This is a genomic window from Leptospira kanakyensis (assembly GCF_004769235.1).
Taxonomy (GTDB): domain Bacteria; phylum Spirochaetota; class Leptospiria; order Leptospirales; family Leptospiraceae; genus Leptospira_A; species Leptospira_A kanakyensis.
Window position 1 is genome coordinate 877,793 of sequence record NZ_RQFG01000019.1, and the last position, 16,530, is coordinate 894,322.

Below are 16,530 nucleotides of genomic sequence, written 5' to 3' on the forward strand. Positions count from 1 at the left end.
TATTTAAGGTGACGTTATTTCAAAACATTACGAATAGATAAAACTAGAATCTATACGGAAGAGAGCTTCTATTTCCGGTAATGGTTTTGATTTCACAACTATTTGTTCAGAAGTCCTCTCATCCATATAACTTACGCTATGTGCATGGAGAAGTTGCCGATCTGCCCCAAGTTCTGCTAACAATTCCGGGGTGAGCCCAGATTGGACAAAGTCCAAAAACATTGTTTCACGAGGCCCATATAGTTTATCTCCAAGAATCGGATAACCCAAATATAGAAGACTCGCACGAATTTGATGAATCCTACCAGTCACTGGCCTGACGAGAACCAAACTTATGTTTTGTGATTCATTGAAACATAATGGCATAAAACTTGTCGAAACCGATTTACTATCTAAAAATTCATCGGTCGAAAATTTCATTTTCTTTCGAATGGCGGAATCCAAATCTTTACCGATATATCCTTCGAGAAAAACTTCCCGATCGAACTTTCCACGCACCACAGCCAAATATTCTTTTTTTACTTCTCTCGACTCAAATTTCTTTTGGAGCCAAGTGCGACTTTCTTCTGTTTTTGCAAAAACCACAACCCCAGATGTCTCCCGATCCAACCGGTGGACAGGAATGATTTTCGGATATAACTCTTCCAGAAGATTTAGTAAAGTACGAGTGCGGTATCTTCCCGCCGGATGCATTGGCAAATTACCGGGTTTGTCGACAAAGAGGAAATCTTCTGTTTCCTTTAGGATGGTATAGTTTGTATCCACTTCCGGCTCTTGGATCCGCCCAGGAATTGGTTCATATGTGACACTGTCTCCCTCCCGAAGGACAAGGTCTCTTGTCGCGATAGTTCCAGACACTTTGACACGGTTCTCTGCGAGTAAAAATGTCCACTCATCCGGACTGTGATAGGGAAATTTAGTGGTGAGAAATTCAAAGACCGTCCGCCCCTTATATGGGTAACGAATCAAGGATTGGTAAGAACTCATAAATTAAGATTCTTGGTTTGGTTCTTCTTCTGCTGGCGGTTCTTCCGCGGGAAGGGATTCTTCAAAAGCAGCTCCAAATGGATCCCCAGGTTCATCTACGGCACCTACAACTTCTGATGATTCTTCAGTGGAAACTTCAGACGAAGAACCTTCTGTTTCAGAATTTTCCGTTGAAAGAGCTGCGTCTCCACCCTCTTCTTCTTTTCCAACATTTAAAAAATCTTCTAAAACTTCTACATCTTTCTCTGTTAGGTTATAGAACTGGCAACCCACTCGGAAGTTTGTTTCTTGGTTCCGGATGTTTTTTATGATTCCACGAATGGTAACTTTTTTTCCCGCCTCTAAATTTAAGTCAAAGAGGATGGTTCCATTCAAAGTTACCGATCTAGAAAAAGAACGTGAAGGAGCATGGATAAAACTAATACCACCCATACTTAAATCCATCACCTGGCAAACATCACGTGACTCTTGGAAAACTCCGGTACTAATGATATCTCGACTGACTGCATTTGCAAAAGTTTGGATTTGTTTATAAATTTCAAAATCAAGTGGTTTTTCGGACAAAACCTGAACGTAACCTAAATGCACATACCCTTTGTATTTGATAGGAACACAAATTTCTGAAGTAAAGCTGTCTGCAATTTTAGAATTTTCGAAAATTCTTAAATATTCATCAAAAGGAAAAAAAGCAGGTGAAGCTGTAGATTTCTCCTTACGATCAACGATAAAAATATCCTTATCGTAATGATGCATGAGTCGGAGACGGTTATCCATTCGACCTGCAAAAAAAATAGAAGATAAGGGAAAGGCTTTGGCTAGTTTTGTTCGGTATGCCAAAAGAATCGCATCCACTTTTTTATCATCAAACCCAATCGCCTTTGATACATCATTGACATTGATGATATTGGAAACAACCATCCCAGTTTGGATTTGGCTAGTGTCCACACGAGAACCTTGCCGGGATGCTGCAGTGATTTGAATTTTAGCCGGTGTGAGGATTTCGATTCCGTTTCCATCTCCACCAGCAACAATGAAATGTGCTAAAAACTTACTACCATTGTGGACAACGGTAAGAACCCTATCCCTGTTCGGAAACTTTAGATTAGTATTGATGATAAGAGCCTTATTTTTTAAAGCAATGATTTTGACAGGGTATTCTTTTTCTGAATTGATAATGTATGCAGGCAGTTTACCGAACAAAGCGGTAATCACTTTTAAAATCCCTTCGAGGTCTTTGATTTCCTTATCCATACTCAACCGTGAAGTTTATGAAGCAACATAGTTCGCTTGATGTCCACCAAAGTTTTCGCTCCGGTAACACTCATTGATTGTTTTAGTTCTTCCGAATATTTTTGCAAAAGAAAACGAACTCCAGCATCTTCCCCCCCTACTAGAGAAATTGCCACTGGCCTTCCGAGAAGAACTGCATCAGCACCTAGAGCAATCATCTTAAAAACATCCATTCCAGAGCGAATTCCCCCATCCACAAGTAAGGGAATTTTTCCCTTCACCACTTCGGCAATTTTAGGGAGAACACGAGCTGTACCCGGCATTCCATCCAAAACCCTGCCTCCATGGTTCGAAACCACAATGGCGGAAAATCCACCTTCATATGCGAGTTTCGCATCTTCTGGATTCATAATCCCTTTTAAGACAAAAGGTAACTTTGTTTTTTCCTTTAATTTGATCAATCGTTCCAAAGGTCTTGTGATACTCGATAAATTCTTCTGGACCATGGTTTTGAAATTCACTGCATCGATGTCCATTCCTAGAGCAAACACTCCGTCCGATTCCGCTTGTTGGAATCTATCCACTAACATCGATTCATCTTCTCTTGGTTTACAGATCAAAATCCCTTTACCGGAAGATTTTTTTAAAGCCTCTAACATAATTTTATATTTTTCAGGAGAAGCTCCGTCACCAAGCCAAGCAAGACTTCCATTTTGGACAAAAGAACGAACGACCATATTTGCATAATCCGCATCTGTCATCACAAAGTTCATATTGGTTCCAACCCCTGTCATTGGGGCTGCCATAATGGGAGTTTTTAAATCATAACCTAAAAACTGAGTTTGGATTTCAGGAAACACATGGTCTCGAATGTAACCGGGGACTATCGAATATTCGGAAAGAGCGGCGCTATTGTCATGGAAGGTTTCCATTCTACCCACTCCACCCATTCCCGGAATTCCTGAGGCACAATTGCTACCGTCACATTGTTTACATACCCAACAAATATCTTTACCAAAACGAATTCGTGCCTGATCGTTAATTTCCTTCTCTGTGACAGAAAATTGTTCATCCACTTCAAACCGAATGGATTTTTTTACTTTTTCAAAAACTAGATCTGCATCTTTTAAATTATCAGCCACAATGATGACGTGGCCCGACTTATCAATGTTATTTGTCGGTTCTTTTATGATATCACCTGGTTTGGATTGGATAAAAACCTCAGAAACCCCATCGATCTTTTTTGTTTCTTCTACACCACCAATAGAAACAAGTTTCCCAGGTTTAGATAGTAACGACCTTTCAATGGACACTCTGGACAAAACAGGATCTAAGTTGTCAGGAGTTTCTCCGAGAGAAATAAGAAGGGCTGCACGGTTTAAGTTCACACCCGTAGACAAAGGATAGGTAAACGCTGACATAAAACCACCAGAAAGTCTTGCAGCGATTTCACCAATTTTCACTCCCTCTTTTGTGACTTTGATGTCCCCTTTGCCTGCACCAAGATGGATTCCTAATGCCCGCATTCCGCCTGCCATCACTCGTTCCACTTCATCCAAAACTTCTTTGGACATCGCAGAAGGCATGTTATGTCCTACTTCTATAAAATATGGTTCTCGTTCAATGATTCGGTCTGCAATCCCTGTCATTCGAATTTGGCCTTGGAAAGCAAGTGCATCTACGGAAAGTTCAGGCCCTTCCATATATTCTTCCAAAATCAATTCACCCGTAGGACAAAATCTTTTGGCATGACGAAAGGCCGTGGGAAGGTCGTCTTTGTTATTTACTTTGATGACTCCGCGAGCCCCCATATTGTCAGCTGGTTTCATGACCAAAGGAAAGGTCAATGAATCCAGGGCATCTTTGGCATCTTGCAAAGACCAAACAGGTGCAAAACGGGGAATTGGCATTCCAAACTCTTTTAGCCTTTGGCGCATCTTCACTTTGTTAGATGCCGCTTCCGCATCCACAAACCGAATCCCTGGAAGTTGTAAGGCAGAAGCCACGGCAGCCACTGTCATACTCGCATCGGTTCCCGCAGTGATCACACCGTGGATCTGAGTATTTTGTGCAAATTTTTTAGATTCCCTAACCATTCCTTCCACGTCCTTAGTGGACATGACAATGGCTTCGTCTGCGATTTGAAACCCAATGGATGCGGGATTCATATCGGCAACTACAGTATGAAGTCGCATGGTTTTTGCTGTTTGGATGATGGGAACCTGAAGGAGTCCCCCACCAATGATCAGAATGGTTTTGCCTTCGACCGATTTCAAATGGTAACGCTCTCCGCCTCTAAAACAAAATTTGTTTTTACCTTTCTTGTGATGGAACCTTTCTGAATGATCCCACCTGCAAATAAATAATCACCATTTGTTGGATAAAAAGTTGCAGATTGGCCCGGGGTTACACTTTTTACATCTTCCAAAAATTCTACTTTCCAAGTGTTTCCAAGAGAAGTCACCTTACAATGAACAGGTGCACTTCTGTATCGGATTTGGACTTTCATTTCTTTGGACGTGCCCACTTCCATAGGAGTGAGTGCCTGATAAGTAATTTCTTCTAAAACAAAAGATTCCGAAACAGTTTCTTCTTCTTCCCCAAGCACAACCGTTCCATCATCTTCAATGGACAGAACGTAAAGTGGATTTTTCCATGCGATCCCAAGGCCTTTTCTTTGGCCGATGGTGAATCCTTCTTTTCCTTGGTGTTTGCCTATGATTTGGCCGGAAGCCAATTTAAGGAATCCAGGTGTGAATTCCATTCCTTTCTTTTTTAAGAAAGATCGGTAGTCATTTTCAGGAATAAAACAAATCTCTTGGGATTCTGGTTTTTCGGCTACAGGAAGACCCATACGTTTTGCAATTTCACGCACTTGGGTTTTGTCCATATCACCCAAAGGGAAAACCGTATTTTTAATATTTTCTTGAGACAAACCGTACAAATAGTACGTTTGATTTTTTTTCATGTCAACGGCATTACGGATGGCATAACGCCCATCCACCTCGATGACACGGGCATAGTGGCCTGTGGCGATTTTTTCTATCCCCAAAATTTTGGCTTGTTCAAAAAGAGCACCAAACTTTACAAAGGTGTTGCATTCTACACAAGGGTTTGGTGTCCTTCCATCTTTATAATCATTAATAAAACGGTCGATGACTCGTTCTCCAAACACCTTTTCCATTTTGATTACGTAAAAAGGAATGTTTAAAGAAAGACCTACATCACGTGCATCACGGATGTCCTCGGGAGAACAGCAGGATTTTTTTGTGGTATCACACGCGGGAGCTTCGTATTCCCATGTACGTAGGTTGACTCCGATCACGTCGTAACCTGCTTCCATTAGAAGTCCTGCGGCCACTGCGCTATCCACCCCACCACTCATCGCTACTATGATTTTTTCTTTTTCTTTCACCTTAGTTTTTGGTGCGAACGATCCCGATGCGGTTCCGGGAAAAATCCCAAAACAAAGGACGAGTCCTAAGGACATTCAATCCGATCGACCAAACCTCTTCCTTATCCTTGTCCCCTGGCAAAAGGAAATTCTCAAGTGAAATTCCGCTAAGGAATTGGACTTGTTTGTATTCTTCTCGGATTCCCGATTTGGCTATTAAATACAATTCGGAACTTGTTTCCTGAAGTTTCGCCGGTAAGATTCGATTTCCGGGAAAGAACACCTTCTTTTCTCCTAAGATTCGGTCATTAAACCCAGGAGGGATCATCGTCAGGGAAGATCCAGTGTCCACCATCCCAAAGGAAATATAATCTTTGGGATATTCAAACTGAACGTAGTAATAATCTCCTTTTTTCTTCGTGTTCAGAATTTTTAAATCGGTAGAAAGATAGGCATCGGGGTGATCACAAAATGGGGAATCTTCAGGGAAACGTTTCAATTCTTCCCCAAACCAAAAGATACAAGTTCCTTGGAAGAAATCAAGGCCGAGAAGACCCGGAAAGGATTCTGGCAAAATTCCTTTTTTGTTTTTTAAGGAAAACTTAAGACCATTCAGTTGGAATTCCTTTTCTTCTTCCGTGGATGTTGATTCATAAAAACTAAGTTCCGAACCCGTATCCCAAAAAAAGGAAAATGTTTTTCCTTCTGATTCAATTCCTGTGAAAAGGAGATGGGTTCCTTTATCAACAACGGCAATCGAAATATGGGGAGGTAAAGGTTTTGATGTGGGGAATTGGTATGAAACAGGTGTTTGGTGGATTCGAAGGGGACTTGGAACACAAGCCCCTAAACAGAAAAAGGAAAATAGAACTACACTAACTTTTTGATACAACGAACATTTGGACATCTTGTGTAATCTACGATACAATCACGGTATTCAATTCCCGTATTTACGTCCTTAGTTTTGTATTCAATAAAACAAGAGTATGGTTGAAAATCATACGACGAAAGTCCAAGTGCCCGATTGCGAATGGATTCATATACATCGGAAGGAACCGAAGGGGAAAGATCGTTGAGTAGGTATGCCGGCTCTGCCATACTCTACCCATCGGCAAATTTCCTAATCTTTATAACAAATTGTGCGGTTTCTACCGGAATGTTTGGCCTGGTAGAGCGCCTTGTCTGCCCTTTCGATCAAATCTTTATTACTTCTGTCTGTGGTGCGGAAACTAGAAACTCCCACTGACAAGGTAACTTTGAGGTCGGTTCCATCATTCGGGTTTTTCACCACCATCGATTCGACGGCTTTCCGGATTTCCTCTCCCTTAACCATCGCCTCCTCTTCTGTGGCTCCTGGCATTACGAGACAAAATTCTTCCCCACCGTAACGGGCCGGAATGTGGTGGCGCTGGCTTGCGTTAATCAACTGTTTTGCGACCTCAATGAGAACCACGTCCCCTGCTTGGTGGCCATAGGTATCATTAAAATTTTTGAAATGATCCACGTCGGTAAATAACAAACAAAGTCTGGATCCTTTTTTACGACTACGATCCATTTCTTCTTTGAGTTTGGTTTGGAAGTAATGGTGGATTTTTAAACCCGTCATCATATCGACAGTGGCAAGTTCATACAACCTTGCATTGTCCACAGCAATCCCTGCAAGGTTCGCAAGAGTTGTCATAAATTCTTTTTCATCTTCCGAAAATTCTTCAGAAGTCATTTTGTCCCCAAGGACAAGAAGTCCATTCACCTTACCTTTCGCGTTTAGAGGGACTAAGATCTCCGCTCCCATCTTTCTCAGGTAAGTGATATCGGGAATGGATTTTAAAGAATCCATCAGTAGGATTTGGTCCATCGTAATGGCTTTGGGTTTTTCTTCAAAATAATGGATGAGAGGGCTATCGATTTTAACTTCGTAGTTTTGTTCTTCTGTGTTTAACTCAAAACCCTTAATGGATTGTGGTTCTAATTTAAAAAGACCTAAATCAATTTCTGGCTCTAAGTACATTGCCGCATGGAGAGTCTGCAGCTGCGCCAAACAGATGTTAAGAATTGCATCAATTAAATACTTATAGTCTAACGTGGAATTCAGGGCACGGGAAATTTCCAGTAGCTGTTTTTGGTCGTAGATTTTTTTTTCGTAATGCTCAAAAACGATATCAGTGTTTTCTTTAAAAGACAAAACGCACCGCCAGAATTCTGTATAAGATAGGAATCATTCGTCCTTTTTGACTACTGTAAAGTAAGATTTTGGCGGAAACCGATAAATTTATATGGGTGAGAAAATAGCAAAGTTTTCATAATGATTACGTTGACAATTTAACAATCTTTAAAATAATGGTCTTATACCGCGCGGTGGAGCAGCTGGTAGCTCGTTGGGCTCATAACCCAAAGGCCACAGGTTCGAATCCTGTCCGCGCAACCGTTTTTATCCTTTCCCTAATTCCTTACTTCTCTCCGTCGCTCTTTTGATTGCATCTCTTACGGCGGTTGAGAATCCACCTCTTTCCAAAGCATCCAATCCATGAATGGTCGTTCCTCCGGGAGAAGTCACCCAGTTTCGCATTTCCATGGGATGAAGGTTTGGGTCATTCTCTCTTAGTTTACGAAAATACACGAGTGTTCCTTCAATGGTTTCCATAGCCAAAGACAAGGATTCCTCGTAACTCAGCCCCTCTTGTAAGCCACCCTCTGCCATTGCTTGTAAAAAAGTTAAAACATAAGCCGGACCGGAACCAGAAAGACCAGTCACTGCATCCATCAGTGATTCTTTGGAAACACGGATCTGACTTCCCATTCCACTAAACAGCCGTTCTACGTTTGATACACTGGCATCATCACAAAAGTACGCTATGGCCCCTCGTTCAGAAACCAAAGGAAGATTTGGCATCACTCGAACGGAATACGAACCTTGGGGAGCCGCTTCCAAAATTTGTGAATAGGAAATTCCGGCAGCAATAGAGACAAAGGTAGCTGGTTTCGAAAATTCTTTTAGGACAGGAATCACAAGATTTGGTTTCACAGCGATCACGATCACATCTGTTTCTTTAATTATGGAATCTAAGGTTCCCACGAGGTTCACGCTAGATACAGGAGATTCTTTTAAGTTAGGATCAAATCCATATACCTTGGTTCCTTTTTTGACAAGGGCAGAGGCAATCGCTGCCCCCATCTTTCCAAGGCCTACAACCCCGACTGTTTCAATTGGTTTTTTCTGCATAGTTCCTATCTCCAAAAATCTTTGAACCCACTCTTAAATAGTCGGATCCTAATTCGCAGGCGATTTCATAATCACCACTCATACCCATTGATAATTTTTTATTTGGGTAATATGTATTTCGAAGTTCCGCCAGAAGGGAAAACACTTCCCTCGTCTCTCGTAAATCGCCACTCGAAGGCCCCATACCCATAAACCCTTCCCAAATACAAAATTCGTTTTGATAACTGGAAAGTGTATCTTTCATAGAACGTAAAGTTTCTAAACCCATTCCATGTTTGGTATTTTCTTCGGTAAGGTTGGTTTGCACAAAATACCGAATTTCTTTTTTTTCTTTTTCGGCACGTTTCAGAAGTTCCTTTAAGGAAGAGATACTGCCTACCCCATGAGTATAAGAAAATACACCGAATAACTTTCGTAAGGTACCGGATTGCACAGGGCCAATATGATGTAATTTGACTGAAGTGACAGCTTCTGGAAACTCTTCTCTTAGTTTTGTGAATTTAGAGATGGCTTCCGGGATATAATTTTCGCCGAACTCACGTATCCCTTGTAAATATGCTTCTCGCACCACTTCATAAGGTTTGGTTTTGGAAACGGCAATGAGGACAGGTGATTTGTTCGGGAACAAATCTTTTAAAGAATTTTGGATGGAAAGATACGAAGAACCGTAATCGGACACGATTACTTAGCTAACGCTTTTTCTAAGGATTCAATCCGACGTTCGATTTCCACAAATCGTTTTTCGTTTCGATCGTTTTGAGTAGAAAGTTTTTGTTCTACTGACCGCATCCGCACTTCTAAATTGGAAGATCCAGATTCCTCATAACTATTCTTTTTAGAATTTTGTGAGTAGGTTGTTTCTTTGGATTTAGTTCTTTGTTTTTTAGAAGATACCGAATTTGATTTTTTGTTACGACTTACATAAGTTTTTGAAGGTTTCGAAACTTTGGATTCTTGTTTTTTCGTGACCTTTTCAAAATTCTCTACATCCACTTTTGGTTGTTTGGTGGTCGTTGTAGATTCTTTTAACTCAGAAACTGATTCTTCTTTTTTAGAAGCCTTCTTTGTTTTTTTGGTTTCGTCTTTCGGAGCGAAGGATTCTTCCACTTGGTCTAATTTTTCTTGTAAACGAGAACTTGTATCAACCTTCTCTTTGGATTTGGTCGAGGCTGCCACAGAAACAGAACGTGGGCGCTCTGTCTCAGGTTCCATATCTTCTAAACTAGGGAGTTCTGGGAGTTTAGATCTGTCTTGGCCAGAGTCTTTCGATTCGTTTTTTGTGAACTCTTCTTTCGGAGCCGGGATTCCAGGGTTTTCTCTTTCGATTTCCCGATCCACCATCTCGATATCTCTATTTTTTCCGATGGTTTGGAGTTTTTGGTAAATTTCGTTTCTATAGATAAATGCAAAAATGAACGATGAAAGAAGTAGAACCACTAGAATGGCAGTTGTGAGTATTTTCAAATTGTCGCGGCGGCCCATGACGTGCGGATTCCTTTCCTTTGATAGAAATAGAGTACACGTTTTTGGGTTTTCGAAAAGTGAGAAATCATGAGATTTGCAAAAAAATTTACATTCTGTTTGGGTTTCCTACTCATGATTTCCGATCTTTTGTCTCTTCCGAGACCTCATGATCCCGATGAATCTGGCCGGGTGCAAATTTTAAAATCGGCTCTCACCATTGATACAAGTTACCTCCTCTTTTTGGTAGAAGACTTTGAAGGAGAAAGACCTTGGGATTTTTACCGAGTGGATTCGTTTTTAGCAGTCACTCAATTCGCAGCGAAAGTTCCCAAGTCGGATGCATTTTTACAAGAAACCACCATCTTAAAAGAATCAGGGTATACCAACCTACAAAACCAAACCAGTTTCCTCCTCCAAAGTTATGTAGAAAATCCAAGACTCGACCATTGGGAGGTGAGGCCGAAAGAACCAATTCTTATGCCACTCGGAATGCCCATCCAAGGAATCCTTTGGGTGTATTCAGAAGGTCACCATATCAATCTCAGCATGGGACTTTCTCAGAAAAAATCTAAAGATTTGTATTTTGATTTGGGGACTTTGAACTTTGTGGGTTGGCGCCGGTTGGAATTTAAAATCAACCTTCCCAAAGAAAATACAAGACTCATCCAATCTATGTCCTTCCCTATTTCCTTTGCCTCATTTCGATTAAAAAGTTTGGCTTCACAAAAGAAAGGAGAGTTTCATTTATACTTTGACAATTTGAGTTTTGTGATAGATAAAAGAACTTTCATCTACCCTGGTTCAGAAGTGAATGATACCTGGGGTAACAAACGCTAAATGGTATATTTTTTTTACAACATTCTTGTATTTTTCATCAGTTCTACTTTAACGTTCCTTTCCTTATTTGTAAAAAAGATAAGAGAAGAATTACAAAAAAGAAAACTTTCCTTAGAAAGTATTTTTTCAAAATCTGCTGAAGGTAAATTGGTAGTTTGGCTTCATGCAGCAAGTGTGGGTGAACTGGATCAGGCCCGTGCTCTCACAGAAACCATTCGGAAAAAAAACAAAAATGTTTTTATCATCCAATCTGTTTTTTCTTCTTCCGTAAAAGAATCAACATTTGCCGACCCACTCGCGGATGTGTATTTTTATCTTCCATTGGATACTGCCAATGCTTACGACAAAATATTTTCTCATTTCCGCCCTCAAGTGTTATTGATCATGGCCTGGGACACGTGGCCCAATCTTTTGAAAAAAGCAAAACAGAATGGTACCAAAACTTATTTAACCTGCGCTAGTTTGTCCTCCCAGTCTTCCCGAAAAAATCCTCTTGTTCGATCCTTAACAAAAGCTTCCTTCCAATACCTTACGGGAATTTATCCAAGCCATGAACTGATGGCAAAGGAATTTACAGATCTCATCTCTCCTAAAACCGACTTTATTGTGTTAGGAGATACTCGATTTGAATCGGTACTTGGAAAATTAGAAACCAAATCCCCAAACCCAGCCTTCCTTCGTTTTGTTTCTGAACAAAAAAGTTTTTTAACCCAAAACAAACCCATCATCTTGGGGTCAACTTATGGAATTTGTGAAGAACGATTTACCGCTTATTTAAAAGAAAATTCTGATGATGCGTATTATTGGATATTTCCACATAAATGGGAAGAAAATCGAATGTTTACATGGATTCCTAATTTAGAAAGTTACGGAACCGTTGGAGTGTTTTCAAAACTTAAAGCGGGAGAACCATTACCCAAATTCCTTCTTTTTGATCTTATGGGAATCCTAGCATTTGCCTACCAATACGGAAGTTTTGCTTATGTGGGTGGAGCCTGGTTACATCGTGTTCACAATACCATTGAACCGGCAGCTCTCGGCCTTCCTGTCATTACCGGGCCCAAAATTTCCAATGCTCCCGAAGCTATCGTTATGCAAGAGTTAGGTGGACTATTCAAAGTAGAAAATGAAGCCGAGTTTGTCCAAAAATTCAGCCTGTTGGTTAAGGACAAAGGACTCAGAGAAAAGATGGGTCATGGGAATCGAAACTTTGTTGTAGAAAATAGAGGTGCGTCGGATAAGATTTATAACCGAGTTTTCTCCAATGCCCAAAATTAAAATTGCCGCTGTCACACTCAATACCACTCCCCTAGACTTTTTGGGGAACTATGAATCCATCACTAAGGCAATCGAAAATCCAGAATCAAAAGAAGCAGACTGTATCCTTTTTCCAGAACTTTGTATCTCGGGATATGGATGTGAAGATGCCTTCTACAAACCTTATGTTTGGACTCGTTCAGAAGAAATTATCAAAGAACTAAAATCAATTTCCAAAAATCAAATTTTGATTGTTGGTCTTCCCGTTTTTGTTGGTTCTTTTTTATACAACTGTATGGCTGTGCTTTATGAAGGGAAGGTAGTAGCCCTGGTTCCTAAATTAAATTTAGCAAACACAGGCGTACACTATGAACGGAGATGGTTTCATTCGGAATCTGAATTTATCAATAGAACCATATCTTTTGCGGGGGACGAGGTTCCCTTTGGACATTTTATCTTTCAAACGAAACATTGGAACTTTGGAGTGGAGATTTGTGAAGATAGTTGGTCCGTCCAAAAACCAGCTTCCTTTTATTCCTTACAAGGAACGGATGTTTTGTTTTCCCCTGGTGCCTCTCACTTTGCGATGGAAAAACAAAAGATACGAAGACAAATTTTTACCGAATCCAGTAGAAACCAGTGTAACCTCCAAGTATTTACCAATCTTGTTGGAAATGAATCTGGCCGGATTATCTTTGAAGGAGGAGCAATTTTTGCTTCCACCGGAAACCTTGTCAAAGAAGGGCCCAGGTTATCCTTCACTCCTTTCCAAGTGACTTCTTATGTTTTTGATCCTGATACGATCCGCGCAGCCAAAGCCAGATCGTTTCGTGATTCCAAACCCAATTCTCATAGAACAGAAATTCCAAAAATCCAATTGGAACCATTAGTTGAGAAAAAAGAGGCAAACCTTTTTGGATTTTCGGTTTTAGACAAAAGAAAAGAAAATGAAACGGATACGAGTCCAAGTTCCGTTAGATTCAGTGTTTACGAAGAATTTACAAAAGCGGTTTCTCTTGGTCTCTATGACTATTTAAGAAAATCAAAAACAAAAGGATATACCCTTTCCCTTTCCGGAGGAGCTGACAGTGCCACTTGTGCTTTGCTTGTGAATTCCATGAAAGAAATCGCCAAAGAAGAAAATGGTAATTCTACTTTTCCATCCCTCCAGATAAACGAAAAAGATCTTCTTGTCACCCTCTACCAAAAAACAGAAAACAATTCTTCTCTCACAGAGGAAATTGCAAAAACATTGAGCGAAGAATTAGGTTATCCATTTCATTCCATACCGATCGATCAGGCAGTAGACAGCTCTGTCAAACTGATTGAATCTGTCCTTGGAAAAACTTTGAACTGGAAAGAACATGACTTACCATTACAAAACATCCAAGCCAGGGTTCGTTCTCCTTTAGTTTGGTTACTCGCTAATCTAAACGGGCATTTGCTTTTATCAACAGGAAACAGAAGTGAGGCTGCCGTTGGTTATACAACCATGGACGGAGATTCTTCTGGATCGCTTGCACCACTAGCAGGTGTTAGCAAAGAATTCTTACTCGACTGGTTGGATGATATCCAAAAAGGAAATAACTGTTTCATTACACCCAAAGAATCCATTCGGATTTTACGAAACACAAAACCAACTGCCGAACTCAAACCCCTTTCCGAACACCAAGAAGATGAAAAGGATTTAATGCCTTACCCCATCTTACAATCGATCGAAAGGAAACTTGTGTACTTAGCAGTGAGGGACGATGAATGTTTGGAATCGCTCATCCGAGAATTTCCTTGGGAAAAGCCGGATGTACTTTCTGGTCATATCAAAAAGTTTAAAAAACTATTTATGATTTCACAATGGAAAAGAGAGAGGCTTCCTCCCTCCTTCCATCTGGATGATTACGGCCTGGATCCAAAGTCCAGTTACCGTTATCCCATTTTATCCAACGAAACTTAAAACTAAGGAGAAGAAATTCCTGCCTTTTGGAAAGCGTTCGATGCTTCCTTTTCCACTTGTTCGTTTTGGTATTGGATATTTTTTAAAATCTCTTGGAACTTTTTATCCATCTCTGGATCATCTCCTCCTTGGGATTCAATCAAGTAGTTGATAATTTCCAATCTGTCCTTCCCTTGTTTTTTTACATGGTTGTAATACAAGGTAATGTCTGTGGCATTAGGCGAACCACCAAACACTGAATTTGTGGCACGTGAGAGTTTTTGGTTGAACTCGGACTGCTTTTGTTTGTCTTCGGGAGTCAATCGTTTTGGGATCAAATCGTTGTCCGGAAATTGTTCCCGAAGTTCCTCAAAGGCCTGCATGGCTTCTGGAGGATAGGGTTTTCCTGTTTGCGGATTGATGGGAACTTCTCCTGCTTCCGACCCCGCAAGACTGTTATCTTCTTCATAACGCATCCCACCAGCATTGTAATAGTCGGAATCGAAGATGGAGCCAGCTTCTTCCCCGCGAACACCCAGGCGGTTGGTTCCCTTTGGGGTGCCAGATCCTCCCCCAAATAGGGCTAGGGCCTGCGACCCTCTTTCTTTTTTACGGCGAGCCTCTTCTTCATCTTCTCCACCCATAACGAGGAGGATGAGAAAAAAAAGCCCAATCAGAGAAATGGAGACAAAGAGTAATTTTTTTTGGATTCCCATAGATTGAATTCCTGAAAACTTGGAAGGGCAACGAGAAATAGAATGCGTTTTCCCTCTTTACATCCACTTTACTTTATCTGCATATCTTTACTCTCTTTTTTTAGGTGTGGAATCAATACAGATACGCCCGTAGCACCCTTTGTTTTTCTAGTTCCTCCCAGTGTGCCGCAGATCCTTTCTGTGGTTGCTGTCAATAGCAACATCACCAATGACTACCAAACAGATGTTCTCAATTACAATGTAGATCCTAGACCGGAATACATCCTTCGTTATTATGTTACGAACCGGGAACCTCAGTTTTTAGGTTACAATCTCTATGTGACCACCGCCTTTCCTGGGATCATCCAAACTGTCCAAGGGGAATGGCTGGAAGATGGGGTACAACCAAGTTTCCCTCACTTACCTTACGAAGCTTCCACAGAGTCTTCAAAGATTGTGACCAAAAGGATTCGTTTTGCTGTTCCTCCCCCGGGAGCTGAATTTTTCCAAAAATGCCAAATCTATAACTTTACTTTGCGTTCGATGCTCACGGGTGGACTCATCTCCAATCCATCCACCACATCCAGTACTTGCGCCATTCCCAATAAGGTAAATGACATCCAAACCCTTTGTGCTGTAGGGACTGGTTGTAATACTACCATTTGCGCCAATGCGGCTTGTGGCACTCCCTCAGCCTGTGCTTTAGGAACCGCATGTAACCCTTGTACGAAGGGGAATAATGACCTTGGGTGTTCTTGTCCAGCAGGACAATCCCCTCCTGGATGCCAGTACGTTGGCCCATAAACGAGAGAAAGGTTCTCTTTATGTAGTGGCGACCCCAATTGGAAATTTGGGAGACATCACCCTACGAGCCCTAGAAATTTTTAAAGAAGTCGATCTTGTCCTCTGTGAATCGGCCAAAGAAACCCGTTCCCTTTTTTCCAAATTAGAAATTGTGACTCCTGTTCTTGCACTTTATAAAGATAGTTCCGAATCACCTTACGCCAATGTCCTGGAACAACTCATGAGTGGGAAATCGATGGCCCTAGTTTCCGATGCAGGAACCCCGGGGGTTTCGGACCCAGGAAGCCAAATGGTTCGCACTGCTCGGGAAAAAGGAATCCGGATAGTTCCCGTGCCCGGAGCTTCTGCCCTGACCGCATTACTTTCTGTTTCTGGATTTCAGGTCAATCCCACGTATTTTTTGGGATTCCTCTCTGAAAAACCGAGTAAAAAACGCCGAGAATTAGAAAGAGCATCGGAGATTGATGGACTTGTGGTTTTTTATGAATCGGTTCACAAACTGCCAAGACTCTATCCAATGCTCGAAGAGTTATTTCCGGAAACGGAGGTTCTTGTGGGAAGGGAGTTGACAAAGACCTTTGAAGAGGTACTTTACTATGCAAATCCTAGGGAATTGGCAAAAGAACCGCCAAACGCCAAAGGAGAGTTTGTTTTTCTCTTAAATCATCGAAAAAAAACACTTAAGGGAAATTCGGATTCCTCCGATATGTGA

The 16,530-nt window shown here is 41.1% G+C and carries 16 protein-coding genes and 1 tRNA gene; 6 read left to right on the forward strand and 11 right to left on the reverse strand.

From position 1 onward, the window contains the following. Window positions 1–27 precede the first annotated feature (27 nt). From EHQ16_RS18495 to EHQ16_RS18525, 7 genes are read right to left on the reverse strand one after another with little or no spacing between them, the layout of a single operon-like run. Window positions 28–987 (reverse strand): RluA family pseudouridine synthase, encoded by a 960-nt coding sequence (locus EHQ16_RS18495; RefSeq protein ID WP_135632730.1) that lies wholly within the window; start codon window positions 985–987, stop codon window positions 28–30. Window positions 988–990: 3 nt separating this feature from the next. After that, a complete protein-coding gene (locus EHQ16_RS18500) occupies window positions 991–2,238 on the reverse strand; it encodes a PilZ domain-containing protein (RefSeq protein WP_135632732.1) in 1,248 nt (415 codons plus the stop codon). Between the two features lie 2 nt (window positions 2,239–2,240). Continuing rightward, complete coding sequence (locus EHQ16_RS18505; RefSeq protein ID WP_135632734.1) at window positions 2,241–4,493, reverse strand: alpha-hydroxy-acid oxidizing protein; 2,253 nt, start codon at window positions 4,491–4,493, stop codon at window positions 2,241–2,243. Beyond that, window positions 4,490–5,632, reverse strand: a complete 1,143-nt coding sequence (gene mnmA / locus EHQ16_RS18510; protein ID WP_135632735.1) for a tRNA 2-thiouridine(34) synthase MnmA — start codon at window positions 5,630–5,632, stop codon at window positions 4,490–4,492. The genes EHQ16_RS18505 and mnmA overlap by 4 nt, the downstream gene beginning before the upstream one ends. A 1-nt stretch (window position 5,633) precedes the next feature. Beyond that, window positions 5,634–6,518 carry a hypothetical protein gene (locus tag EHQ16_RS18515; protein ID WP_135632737.1) on the reverse strand — a complete coding sequence of 295 codons (885 nt, stop codon included), beginning with the start codon at window positions 6,516–6,518 and terminating at the stop codon, window positions 5,634–5,636. Beyond that, window positions 6,482–6,709: a hypothetical protein gene (locus EHQ16_RS18520; protein WP_135632739.1), complete on the reverse strand. Its 228-nt coding sequence runs from the start codon at window positions 6,707–6,709 to the stop codon at window positions 6,482–6,484. The genes EHQ16_RS18515 and EHQ16_RS18520 overlap by 37 nt, the downstream gene beginning before the upstream one ends. 22 nt (window positions 6,710–6,731) lie before the next feature. After that, window positions 6,732–7,793, reverse strand: coding sequence for a sensor domain-containing diguanylate cyclase (locus tag EHQ16_RS18525; RefSeq protein ID WP_135632741.1), 1,062 nt, complete (start codon window positions 7,791–7,793; stop codon window positions 6,732–6,734). A gap of 167 nt (window positions 7,794–7,960) precedes the next feature. Between EHQ16_RS18525 and EHQ16_RS18530 the strand changes: the two genes are divergently transcribed. Further along, window positions 7,961–8,033 (forward strand) — tRNA-Met (locus EHQ16_RS18530). 6 nt (window positions 8,034–8,039) lie between these two features. Here EHQ16_RS18530 and proC read toward each other — a convergent pair. From proC to EHQ16_RS18545, 3 genes are read right to left on the reverse strand one after another with little or no spacing between them, the layout of a single operon-like run. Continuing rightward, window positions 8,040–8,831 carry a pyrroline-5-carboxylate reductase gene (gene proC, locus EHQ16_RS18535; RefSeq protein WP_135632743.1) on the reverse strand — a complete coding sequence of 264 codons (792 nt, stop codon included), beginning with the start codon at window positions 8,829–8,831 and terminating at the stop codon, window positions 8,040–8,042. Next, window positions 8,812–9,510 (reverse strand): YggS family pyridoxal phosphate-dependent enzyme, encoded by a 699-nt coding sequence (locus EHQ16_RS18540; protein ID WP_135632745.1) that lies wholly within the window; start codon window positions 9,508–9,510, stop codon window positions 8,812–8,814. The genes proC and EHQ16_RS18540 overlap by 20 nt, the downstream gene beginning before the upstream one ends. 2 nt (window positions 9,511–9,512) lie before the next feature. Continuing rightward, on the reverse strand, window positions 9,513–10,313 hold the full coding sequence (locus tag EHQ16_RS18545) for a hypothetical protein (RefSeq protein WP_135632747.1): 801 nt from the start codon (window positions 10,311–10,313) through the stop codon (window positions 9,513–9,515). 69 nt (window positions 10,314–10,382) lie between these two features. On the opposite strand from EHQ16_RS18545, the gene EHQ16_RS18550 reads away from it, so the two are divergent. The 3 genes from EHQ16_RS18550 to nadE are packed head-to-tail and all read left to right on the forward strand — an operon-like array spanning window position 10,383 to window position 14,340. Beyond that, complete coding sequence (locus EHQ16_RS18550; protein WP_135632749.1) at window positions 10,383–11,132, forward strand: flagellar filament outer layer protein FlaA; 750 nt, start codon at window positions 10,383–10,385, stop codon at window positions 11,130–11,132. Continuing rightward, entirely contained in the window at window positions 11,133–12,410 is a 1,278-nt protein-coding gene (locus tag EHQ16_RS18555; protein ID WP_135632750.1) for a 3-deoxy-D-manno-octulosonic acid transferase, read from the forward strand. It abuts the gene before it with no gap. Continuing rightward, entirely contained in the window at window positions 12,397–14,340 is a 1,944-nt protein-coding gene (nadE, locus tag EHQ16_RS18560; protein WP_135632752.1) for an NAD(+) synthase, read from the forward strand. Before EHQ16_RS18555 ends, nadE begins: the two co-directional genes overlap by 14 nt. Window positions 14,341–14,342: 2 nt before the next feature. Here the strand turns inward: nadE and EHQ16_RS18565 are convergent, their stop codons facing one another. Then, window positions 14,343–15,035, reverse strand: coding sequence for an LIC_20245 family lipoprotein (locus EHQ16_RS18565; protein WP_135632754.1), 693 nt, complete (start codon window positions 15,033–15,035; stop codon window positions 14,343–14,345). Window positions 15,036–15,077: 42 nt separating this feature from the next. On the opposite strand from EHQ16_RS18565, the gene EHQ16_RS18570 reads away from it, so the two are divergent. After that, on the forward strand, window positions 15,078–15,818 hold the full coding sequence (locus EHQ16_RS18570; protein ID WP_135632756.1) for an LIC11073 family putative lipoprotein: 741 nt from the start codon (window positions 15,078–15,080) through the stop codon (window positions 15,816–15,818). Beyond that, a complete protein-coding gene (rsmI, locus tag EHQ16_RS18575) occupies window positions 15,808–16,530 on the forward strand; it encodes a 16S rRNA (cytidine(1402)-2'-O)-methyltransferase (protein WP_135632758.1) in 723 nt (240 codons plus the stop codon). The genes EHQ16_RS18570 and rsmI overlap by 11 nt, the downstream gene beginning before the upstream one ends.